At 39.4% G+C, this 10,808-nt stretch carries 14 protein-coding genes; all 14 read left to right on the top strand.

The window, feature by feature from the left end; all coding sequences use genetic code 11:
- Window positions 1–96 precede the first annotated feature (96 nt).
- The 14 genes from U0M88_RS01775 to U0M88_RS01840 all read left to right on the top strand — a co-directional run bounded on the left by U0M88_RS01775 (window position 97) and on the right by U0M88_RS01840 (window position 10,744).
- A complete protein-coding gene (locus U0M88_RS01775) occupies window positions 97–684 on the top strand; it encodes an O-methyltransferase (protein WP_331868713.1) in 588 nt (195 codons plus the stop codon).
- Window positions 677–877 (top strand): hypothetical protein, encoded by a 201-nt coding sequence (locus U0M88_RS01780; protein WP_331868714.1) that lies wholly within the window; start codon window positions 677–679, stop codon window positions 875–877. Before U0M88_RS01775 ends, U0M88_RS01780 begins: the two co-directional genes overlap by 8 nt.
- Window positions 878–951: 74 nt before the next feature.
- Entirely contained in the window at window positions 952–2,334 is a 1,383-nt protein-coding gene (locus U0M88_RS01785; protein ID WP_331868715.1) for an MATE family efflux transporter, read from the top strand.
- A 63-nt stretch (window positions 2,335–2,397) separates the two neighbouring features.
- Entirely contained in the window at window positions 2,398–3,225 is an 828-nt protein-coding gene (locus U0M88_RS01790) for an energy-coupling factor transporter ATPase (protein WP_331868716.1), read from the top strand.
- A complete protein-coding gene (locus tag U0M88_RS01795) occupies window positions 3,201–4,061 on the top strand; it encodes an energy-coupling factor transporter ATPase (RefSeq protein WP_331868717.1) in 861 nt (286 codons plus the stop codon). The genes U0M88_RS01790 and U0M88_RS01795 overlap by 25 nt, the downstream gene beginning before the upstream one ends.
- Window positions 4,054–4,851 (top strand): energy-coupling factor transporter transmembrane component T family protein, encoded by a 798-nt coding sequence (locus U0M88_RS01800; protein WP_117446436.1) that lies wholly within the window; start codon window positions 4,054–4,056, stop codon window positions 4,849–4,851. Before U0M88_RS01795 ends, U0M88_RS01800 begins: the two co-directional genes overlap by 8 nt.
- Window positions 4,848–5,579: a tRNA pseudouridine(38-40) synthase TruA gene (gene truA / locus U0M88_RS01805; RefSeq protein WP_331868718.1), complete on the top strand. Its 732-nt coding sequence runs from the start codon at window positions 4,848–4,850 to the stop codon at window positions 5,577–5,579. Before U0M88_RS01800 ends, truA begins: the two co-directional genes overlap by 4 nt.
- A gap of 2 nt (window positions 5,580–5,581) precedes the next feature.
- Entirely contained in the window at window positions 5,582–6,370 is a 789-nt protein-coding gene (locus tag U0M88_RS01810) for a histidinol-phosphatase (protein ID WP_272006127.1), read from the top strand.
- A gap of 161 nt (window positions 6,371–6,531) precedes the next feature.
- On the top strand, window positions 6,532–7,329 hold the full coding sequence (locus U0M88_RS01815; protein WP_331868719.1) for a TrmB family transcriptional regulator: 798 nt from the start codon (window positions 6,532–6,534) through the stop codon (window positions 7,327–7,329).
- Window positions 7,330–7,340: 11 nt separating this feature from the next.
- Window positions 7,341–8,222 carry a hypothetical protein gene (locus tag U0M88_RS01820; protein ID WP_331868720.1) on the top strand — a complete coding sequence of 294 codons (882 nt, stop codon included), beginning with the start codon at window positions 7,341–7,343 and terminating at the stop codon, window positions 8,220–8,222.
- 3 nt (window positions 8,223–8,225) lie between these two features.
- Window positions 8,226–9,224 (top strand): ornithine cyclodeaminase family protein, encoded by a 999-nt coding sequence (locus tag U0M88_RS01825; RefSeq protein ID WP_331868721.1) that lies wholly within the window; start codon window positions 8,226–8,228, stop codon window positions 9,222–9,224.
- A gap of 281 nt (window positions 9,225–9,505) precedes the next feature.
- A complete protein-coding gene (rplM, locus tag U0M88_RS01830) occupies window positions 9,506–9,943 on the top strand; it encodes a 50S ribosomal protein L13 (protein ID WP_022790763.1) in 438 nt (145 codons plus the stop codon).
- 13 nt (window positions 9,944–9,956) lie between these two features.
- The gene (gene rpsI / locus U0M88_RS01835; protein ID WP_022790764.1) at window positions 9,957–10,358 is read left to right on the top strand and encodes a 30S ribosomal protein S9; all 402 of its coding nucleotides are present in this window, start codon (window positions 9,957–9,959) and stop codon (window positions 10,356–10,358) included.
- A gap of 191 nt (window positions 10,359–10,549) precedes the next feature.
- Entirely contained in the window at window positions 10,550–10,744 is a 195-nt protein-coding gene (locus tag U0M88_RS01840) for a helix-turn-helix domain-containing protein (protein WP_331868722.1), read from the top strand.
- The last annotated feature ends 64 nt before the right edge of the window (window positions 10,745–10,808 follow it).

The following is a 10,808-nucleotide window of genomic DNA, read 5'->3' on the forward strand; positions in this document are numbered from 1 at the left end:
AAGACACGTATCCGTAAAGGGGATGCGGCACCGATGGCAATCGTACAATTTGTGAAGTAGAGCAATCTACTTCCTTTTTTATAAGGGAGCCTATGTATGAATAAGTTAGAGACTATTAAAAACTATGCGCTAGAGAATGCAGTACCTATTATACAAGATGAAGGCTTTCAGTTCTTAAAAGAAAAATTTCTGGAATATCATTGTCATTCTTTTTTAGAAATTGGAACTGCTATTGCTCATACCGCTATTCAAATTGCCTTGTTGGATGAAAGTATCCGTGTGGTTACGATTGAACGAGATCCTAAAATGATTGAACAGGCTAAAAAAAATATCCAGGATCTTGGGCTTGAAAATCAAATTACGTTAATCGAAGGAGATGCTTTAGAGGTAGAAGTACAAGGCGTATTTGACTGTATTTTTATTGATGCGGCCAAAGCACAATACACACGTTTTTTTAACAAATTTTCCCCATTGCTTGCGCAAGATGGTATAATACTCACAGACAACATGAATTTTCATGGACTGGTAGAACATCCGGAACGTACAAACAATCGAAACACAAAAAGCTTGGTACGGAAAATTCGTGCATACCATGATTTTTTAACAGAGCTGGAAGATTTCCAAGTTGAATTTTATAATGTAGGAGATGGTATCGCTCTGGCAAGGAGGAAAAAGAATGCGTAAATGGATCAAGGTTTTATTGGCATTAGCGGCTGTTGCGGCTGCTTTGACGGCAGTACTGGCTAAACTTCATTTGGATAGAGAACGGAAAAAAGAACTGGATGCGTTCTTACTACCGGAGGATGAGGATACAGTCATTGTCGATGTTCCTGTTAAATCTGAAGCTGCGCAGGAAGAAAATGAGTTTTTGGCATAAGAGGCAAGATTGAGTCTTGTCTTTTATTTTTGCCAGGTATAAACTTAATATGCTTAAGTATTTGGGGTGATCGAATGAAATTAACATTATCGAAAGAAGTAAATCTTGCCAAAGAACCTATTGGACATTTATTGTGGGTTCTTGCGGTACCGGCCATTACTTCACAAGTTGTCAATGCCCTTTATAATATGGTGGATCGAATGTATATTGGGCATATTCCGGAAGTAGGCAGTGTGGCCTTGACCGGTGTAGGTGTTTGTTTTCCATTAATCATGATCGTAAGTGCATTTGCCTATCTGTTTGGTATGGGTGGTGCTCCCAGAGCCAGTATCTACATGGGAAAGAAAGAAAACGATATGGCCGAGAAAATCATGGGAAACAGCTTTGTATCCTTATGCATCATTACGATTCTTCTGACTATAGCTATGTTGATCGGCGCCAGACCACTATTGTATTTATTTGGTGCCAGTGCCAATACGATTGGTTATGCCATGGGCTATATACAAATCTATGCGATTGGTACGATTTTCGTACAATTGACATTAGGACTCAATGCCTTCATATCCTGCCAGGGATTTTCTTTGATAAGCATGTTTACCGTATGTATTGGTGCGGTTACGAATATCGTGCTGGATCCGATCTTTATTTTTGGCTTTGGCATGGGTGTACAGGGAGCTGCTTTAGCTACGGTACTTTCACAGGCTTTTAGTGCCGCATGGGCTATTTACTTTTTATGTTCTTCTAAAAGTGTTTTGCGCCTGCAAAAAAAGAATCTTCGTTTGAGCGCATCTATCATGCTTCCATGTATTGCCTTAGGTGTGGCTCCTTTCCTGATGCAGGCAACAGAGAGTGTTCTGGTTCTTTGTTTCAATTCCTCACTTTTAAGATATGGTGGTGATTTGGCGGTCGGAGCGATGACCATTCTGTCCAGTGTGATGCAGTTTGCCATGTTGCCACTGCAGGGAATTACACAAGGTGGGCAGCCGATCATCAGCTATAACTATGGAGCAAAGTTATCGGATCGTGTGAAACGCGCTTTTCGTCTTCAAACACTGGCTTGTCTTGGATGTTCGACGATTTTATGGGCCATGGTTTTATTATTTCCCGGGTTGTTTGTGGCAATATTTACCAATGATCCTGAATTAGCGGAAATCACTTGTTGGGCTTTACGGATCTACATGTCCACGGTCTTATTGATGGGAATTCAGATTTCCTGCCAACAAAGCTTTATCGCATTTGGAAATTCAAAAATCAGTGCTTTTTTAGCTGTATTGCGAAAAATGTTGTTGTTGATACCTTTGATCTATATTTTGCCGATGTTGATTCCAGATAAGGTTTTTGCGATTTTCTTAGCCGAACCGATTGCGGATACGATTGCCGTTGCCACGACTGCAATTCTGTTTTACAGGGAATTTAAAAAAATGATGCGTGAAATGCAACAAAAAGAAGGGGGATAACCTTCTTTTTCTTTTAAACTGTTAGACTTTTCGCTATAATGAACAAGTTGGGAGGAGTGCAAAATGGATGCAATCCAAGTGATGAATCTGACATTTTCCTATGATGGGCAAAATGATGTTATAAAAGATGTTTCCTTTTCGATACCTAAAGGAAGCTATACGACCATTATCGGTCATAATGGTTCTGGTAAAAGTACGATCGCAAAGTTGTTGATCGGCTTATTGGCGGCTAAAAGTGGTGAAATCCGCATATTAGGAAAAACACTCAATGAAGAAAGTGTTTATGAACTTCGTAATCATGTGGGGATCGTCTTTCAGAATCCGGATAACCAGTTTATCGGATCGACCGTAGCGGACGATATTGCCTTTGGCTTGGAAAACCATTGTGTTCCTCAGGAAGAGATGCAGGCTATTATTGAGTCTTCAGCACAAAAAGTCGGAATGATGGAGTATTTGGACAGTGAGCCTACAAAGCTTTCCGGTGGTCAAAAACAGCGTGTGGCCATTGCGGGAATTTTGGCCATTGAACCGGAGATCATCGTATTTGATGAATCAACCAGTATGTTAGATCCTCAGGGAAAGGCCAGCATCAATACACAGATCAAACAGCTTCATACGAAAAAAGACAGAACGATTCTTTCCATTACACACGATATGGAAGAAGTGGCACAAAGTGACTTTGTCATTGTTTTAAGAGATGGCGAAGTAGCCATGACAGGTTCACCTATGGAAATTTTTGCCCATGCCAAAGAGATGGAAGAAATGAAGCTGGATATTCCATTCGCATTAAAATTCTCAAAAGAATTGATCAAAGAAAAAATCACAGACCAACCGGTCTGTACTTTAGAAGAGGTGGTGAAACAGTTATGTCAATTGAAATCAACCACTTAGAACATGTGTATAATGCAGGTACCCCTTTTGAACACAGTGCTTTACACGGCATTGACTTGAGCATTCCTGAAGGAAAGGTCACTGCCATTATCGGACAGACAGGCTCCGGAAAATCCACCCTAGTGCAGCATTTAAACGGTTTATTGATTCCCAGTGCCGGCACCCTGGATATTTGTGGATTTCATATTCAGCCTTTATTAAAGATCAAAGATGTCAAAGCATTACGTAAAGAAGTCGGATTGGTATTTCAGTTTCCGGAATATCAGTTGTTTGAAGAGACGATTGAAAAGGATATAGCATTTGGTCCTAAAAATTTTGGAGTGGAAGAAGAGAAAGCCAATGAACTTGTAAAGAAGATTCTTCCGATGGTAGGTTTGGATGAATCGTATCTACAAAGATCTCCGTTTGAATTAAGCGGCGGTCAAAAAAGAAGAGTGGCGATTGCCGGAATATTGGTGTTAGATCCCAAAGTTTTGGTATTGGATGAGCCAACGGCCGGTTTAGATCCTCAGGGAGCCAAAGAGATGATGTCTTTGTTTATGGATTTAAATCGTACACACAACAAGACCATTCTTTTAGTTTCCCACGATATGGAGCATGTCATGCGTTATTGTGATCATGTTATCGTACTGGATCATGGAAAAGTGTTACAGGAAAGCGATGTGCATACATTCTTTGAACATCCGGAATGGATGATCAAGGTAGGAATCAATCCACCGGCAATCATTCGTTTAAAACTGATGTTGAAGGAAAAAGGCTTTTTGATACCGGATGAGATTCTGGAGTTGGATGCTCTGGTGAAATGTGTTAGAGAGCAGGTGATGCTCCATGAATAATATCGCGTTAGGACGATATTTGCCATTGGATTCTAAAGTTCATGCGATGGATCCAAGAGCCAAAATCATGATCTTGTTGTTTGTGATGATTGCGGTCTTTATTCCGGCAGGTGCTATAGGCTATGTTGTGATTGGTGCTTTTATTTTAGCTTGTCTTTTCTTATCAAAGCTGCAGATACGATTTGCCCTGCGTGCCATGAAGCCGATCATATGGATGATGATCTTTCTTCTGGTAATCAATGTCCTTGTCATCAAAACAGGCAGACCATGGATCGAATGGGGATGGTTTTCCGTCTATTCCGATGCGGTGTTTCAAACCCTATATATTGCCGTGCGACTGATGTTCATGATCGTGCTTACGACCATTTTGACCGCAACGACAAAGCCATTGGATTTAACGCTGGGAATTGAAAAGCTGTTAAAACCGTTTGAAAAGATAGGCTTACCGGCTCATATCATAGCGATGATGATCAGTATTGCCTTGCGTTTTATTCCGACATTGATTGAAGAAACACAACGCATCATGAATGCACAGGCCAGCCGTGGTGTCGATTTTGAAAATGGAAGCTTAAAAGAGAAGGTAATGTCGATCCTTTCCTTGATCGTTCCTTTATTTGTATCGAGCTTTGATCGTGCTGAACAGCTTGCCAATGCGATGGAGGCAAGAGGATATGATCCCAATAAACAAAGAACAAGGTACAAAGTGTTAAAAATGCACGGCATCGATCGTTTAGGCATGTTCTGCAGTGTCTGTATATTGGGTGTCTGCATAGGAATTTGGCTATTATGATCATAAAATGTACGGTAGCTTATGACGGTTATAATTATGCCGGTTGGCAAAAACAGGAAAATGCTTTAGGTATTCAAACGATCGTTGAAGAAGCATTGGAAAAAATACAGAAAAGTCCGGTTGAAATTGTGGCTAGTGGCAGAACGGATGCTCATGTGCATGCGCTTGGCCAGGTATTTCATTTTCAAAGTGAGACAGCTATGCAGCCATGGCAATATGTAAAGGCTATGAATGCGTTGTTGCCACAGGACATACGAATCCAAAGTGCTGAAATCGCATCAGAAGATTTTCATGCTCGTTTCTCCTGTAAATCCAAACAATATGCGTATATTGCGACTTATGATGTCACCGATCCATTTGCTTATCGATATAAAGCGCCGTTGTATCAAAAGCTGGACATGGAGAAAATGTTGGAAGCGGCTTTCTATCTTATAGGAGAACACGATTTTACCAGCTTTTCCAGCAGTCGAATCGATGCCAGAAAACCAAGAATCAAAAATGTGCGGTTGATCGAGATAAGAAATAAAGGCAAAGACGTTCATTTTTTATTTGAAGGAAATGGTTTTCTACGCTATCAGGTTCGAATGATGACGGGGACTTTAATCGAAGTTGGAAAACAAAGAATCCAACCATTGGATGTTCAACAAATGCTTTTGGAAAAAAATAAAGAAGTTTGTCGATATAATGCGCCGCCACAAGGCTTATATCTGATGAAAGTGAGGTATTAGGGATGAAAAATTATCATACACATACAGCACGATGTCATCATGCGATGGGAACCGATGAAGACTATGTACAGATTGCCATACAGGAAGGCTATACCACGCTTGGATTTTCAGATCATTCCTGTTGGCATTATCCAAGTGGTTTTCATCCGCATATTCGCATGTTGGAAACAGAATTTGATGGCTATCAGAAAAGTATTTTAGACTTAAAACAAAAATATCAGGATCAAATTGAGATCCTCTGTGGACTGGAAGCTGAATACTTTCCAAAATCTATGGATTGGTTAAAAAACTTTTGTAAAGAAAAACAGTTGGATTATCTGATCTTTGGCAATCATTATTATCAAAGTGATGAAACCGGTATTTATTACGGGAATTGTCCGCAGAATCATATAGAAGATTATTTTACATCTACATTGGAGGGCCTTAAGACAGGGATGTATTCTTGCCTGGCGCATCCGGAATTGATCTTGTTGAATCCGCGTTTAAAATGGAATGATCAGCTGGAAGAGGGCTTTCATAGTATCTGCAAGTTGGCCAAAGAATTAGAGATTCCCTTAGAGTACAACGTACTTGGATTCCAGAAGGCAAGACAAATGGGATTTGTGGCTTATCCACATCCACGCTTTTGGCAGATTGCTTCTCAATATAAAAACAAAGCGATTATCGGTATGGATGCTCATCAGCCGTTTGGACTGGAAAAAGAATTATTTCTTGAAGCTTATGAAAGTCTTTTAAAGTATGACGTAGAAATTGTGGATACACTTAAAAAAGTTGATTTTTCAATGATGTAGAAACCAGTTTGACATACTGGTTTTTTTATTATGTATAAAACCTATATAAAATATATTATTTATATTGAAAATATATTTAGAGGCACTATAATAGAATTATAGTAGTTACCTAAGGTAGCGCATAACAAGAAAGACCTTGGTTGACACTAGGAGGATTTGGTATGTCTGTGATTGAATTATTAAAAAATTTTCAATTCACAGAATCAGAGGCAAAAGTGTATGTCACATTGTCACAATATGGGCCGCAGACGGGTTATGAAGTCAGTAAGACTTCCGGTGTTCCTCGTTCTAAAGTTTACAATATCTTAGAATCCTTGGAGAGAAGGGGAATTGTCTGTTTTAGTCAGTCAAAGCGCACAAAGCTTTATAAAGCAGAATCCATTGATATGGTATGTTCTTTGATGGAAAATACAATTCAGGAAACACGAACAAAGCTGAAACGTGAAATAGAACTGGATTCGTATCTTCGGGAAGATGAACAAATATGGGAGTTAAATGACTGGAATCTTGTAAAAGTTCGCTGCTTGGAATTATTGAAGCAGTCAAAAAAACAAGTGTTGATCCAATTGTGGTCCCAGGAATTAAATGATGAAATGGAACATGCTTTGGCAGAAGTACAAAGAAGACTGAAAGAAGTTTTGATCATCCTATATGATGAAAAACAGGAGTATAAAACAAACTTAAAGCATGTTTATCGTCATGGATATGAAAAAGAGAAGCTGGAAGATATGAATGGAAGATGGCTTTTGTTGACGATAGACGGACGAGCGATGTTGTATGTGACATTTGATGAAAAAGGAATGAGTCATGCGATTTATACAAAAAAAAGAGAGATGTCTTTTTTTGCCAGAGAATATATCATGCATGATGCATATTGCCTCAAGATTCTGAATCAGATTGAAGATTTACCGGTCATGGATCAATCGAAGGATATTCGTGATGTTTTTTATAAAAATTAGGAGAGAAATGAATGGATGGAATCAACATAGTTCAAGTGATCTTGATCTTAGTGGTGTTGGTGAATGGGCTTTTTGCGATTCGCTTTGTCTTAGATGTACTGCAGCATAAAGAAGAATTGAAGGAGGAACCGGGAAATCCTGTTGCGATGGCCATTGTGTCTTTTTTCATGTTCTTTCTTTCGACGTTTGGAATTAGTGATTTTGCGATCGGATCAAGTTTGTATCCCAAAGCAAAATGGGTTTCGGATAAGAAGTTGCCGGGAACTTTAAATACAGAATGTGTGATTCCGGTTGCGGTGATGGCACTGGCTTATATATCCAGTATTGAGGTTGGCTTGTTGACGCTGGTCACGGCAATCGTTTGTCAGGTGGTGGGTGCCTATGTATCTCCTCGTTATGTAACAAAACTGCCTGCAAATCAAATCAAACGTTTTGTGGCAGCTGGACTCTTTATTGCGGCCGGACTGATCTTGGCAGGAAAATTTGGCATTTATCCAAGTGGAGGAGAATTAAGCTCTTTAGAAGGTGGCTCTTTGATTTTGTTTGCGCTTCTTTGCATGTTATTTGGAGCGTTAAACAATATCGGTATCGGTTCATATGCATTGACGATGGCTACGGTTTATGCGATGGGACTTAATCCATCAATTGCGTTTCCTATTATGATGGGCGCCTGTACTTTTTCTGTGCCGATTGGTTCCATGCAGTTTATAAAGCTGGATAGCTATTCACGTAAAATTACATTGTTTACTTCCACCTTTGGAGTATTAGGCGTTTTGGTTGCCGCTTTTGTGGTCAAAAGCCTGGATGTATCTGCTTTATTATGGGTCGTAGTGATAGTCGTATTGTATTCGGCTATAACCATGTTGAAAAGTTCATTTAGCAAGGAGAAATAGAAAATGGAAATTCGTATTCTTACACAAGATGATATCAAAGAAGTAATGCCAATGAAGGAAGCCATCGAAGCCGATAAAGAGGCCTTGAAGATGTATTCAGAAGGAAGTGCCAACATTCCTTTGCGTGCCAATTTAGATGTTCCTGAGCATGAAGGACAAAGCTTGTACATGTATGGATATGCACCAAAAGCCAATGCTTTAGGGGTAAAGATCGTATCCGTATATCCTAAAAATATTGAGAAAGGACTTAACTCTGTGCCAGCTACTATGGTCAACCTGGATGCCGAGACAGGGCAGGTCAGTACCTTGATGGATGGAACCTATCTTACACGCTTACGTACCGGAGCTATTGCCGGAGCAGCAACGGATGTGTTAGCTCGTCATGACAGCAAGATCTTTGCGTTGTTTGGAACAGGTGGACAGGCAGAAACACAGCTGGAAGCCGTTTTAAATGTTCGCGATATTGAACTGGTCAAGGTATTTGATATATCTAAGGAAAGAGCGCAGGCATTTGTGGATAAGATGACAGAACGCTTTAAAGGTGTATTCAAAGCCCGTCTGGAAGTCGCCGCATCCAGTGAAGAAGCCATTCAAGATGCAGATATCATCACTTCTGTAACAACCGCTAAGGTTGCGACTTTTGATGGAAGACTGGTAAAACCGGGATGTCATATTAATGGAGTTGGCTCTTATACACCTGAAATGGCTGAAATCAATGAATATACGGTGACACATGCCGATCGTGTTTATGTTGATACTCGAGATGGAGCTTTAAAAGAATGTGGAAGTTTGTTGCAGCCGATTCAAAAAGGAATTTATCATGAAGATCAAGTGAGTGGTGAGCTTGGAGAAGCCCTTTTAGGAAAAGTCGATGGTCGTAAAAATGACCAGGAGGTGACTTTATTTATCACAACAGGCTCTGCGGTGCTGGATTTGGTATGTTCACAAAAAATCCAGGAAAAAGCGGCTGAACAAAACAAAGGAACAATCATAGAACTATAAAAACAGGATGTCTATGATATTGTCACAGAACTAACATAAACAAGAGAAGATGTCTTTTGATCAATAGATTTTTTAGAGGCATCTTTTCAAATAGGGATAGAAAAACAAAGCAAAAAGAAAAGCTGAATATTCAAAGTTTTAATCAGAGAATGTATATTGTGTTTTCATTACATAATACTGTAATTTTGATTGACTTTTCGTTACTTTTTGCATAAGATAGTACATGGCTAATCTTCGGCCGTTTCAGCCCCGGTAACGCTGAAATCAAGGAGGAAAAGAGAATGCGTCAAACTACAATGGCAAAACCTGCCGACGTAACACGTACATGGTATGTAGTAGACGGTGAAGGACAAACCTTAGGTCGCTTGGCCACTACTTGTGCACATGTATTGAGAGGAAAACACAAACCTACATACACACCAAATGTTGACTGCGGTGATTATGTAATTGTGATCAATGCGGACAAAGTCGATATGACTGGAAACAAATTGAACACAGAGAAGTACTACAACCACTCTGGATACTTTGGAGGTATGCGAGTTCGTACTGCCAAAGAAATGAAAGAAAAATATCCAGTAGAATGGGTAGAAAGAGCTGTAAAAGGAATGTTGCCACACACTAAATTAGGTGATGTAATGCGTGGACATTTGTTTGTCTATGCAGGAAGCGAACATCCACATGCTGCTCAGAAGCCTGTTGAATTAAAGGTGAAAGGATAAGGAGGAATAGAAGATGGCAAATACAAACATCGTTCAGTATCATGGTGTAGGACGTCGTAAAAAATCTATTGCTCGTGTATTCTTACGCCCAGGAACAGGAAATATTGAAGTCAACGGAAAGACTTTGGAAGAATATCTTCCATTGGAAACATTGCGTATGGTTGTTAAATCACCATTAGAACTGACAAATACTTTAGATCAGTTTGATGTTGTAATCAACGTACATGGTGGTGGATACACTGGACAGGCCGGCGCTATGCGTCATGGTGTAACACGTGCTTTGATGGAAGCAAGTGATGATTATCGTCCAGTATTGAAGGCAGCCGGATTCGTAACACGTGACCCTCGTGCTAAAGAACGTAAGAAATACGGTTTAAAAGCAGCACGTCGTGCTCCACAGTTCTCAAAACGTTAGTAATAATAGTTGTGAGAAGATCAAAGAAGTATTTAGACTTTGTGAGAAGTCTAGATACTTCTTTTTTGTTTTAAAAATACGAAACTGTAAAGAGTAAAAAAAACTTCTTACTAGCGTATGCTAATAAAAAGTTTACATTTAACTTCTTGCTAGCGTATGCTAGAATAAAGCTGTGAGGTGATATCAAATCTATGGTGAATTATAGAATAGATGAGGATGTTAAATTAATTAGGGAACTACTTAATTTATCTCAGAAACAATTTGCTGAAAGAATAGGTGTTGATGCGATTACAGTAGCAAGATGGGAAACTAGTAAAATGGATACAAAGGAAAGTAATATTGAAAAAATATATACTTTTGCATTCGCTATACCGACAATTTGGTGATATGGCATAAATAATGTCAAATTAGATTTTATATTGTAGTCAGAAAAGAGGTATTCTTTATGAC

Source organism: Faecalicoccus sp., from assembly GCF_036552745.1.
Lineage (GTDB): Bacteria > Bacillota_I > Bacilli_A > Erysipelotrichales > Erysipelotrichaceae > Faecalicoccus.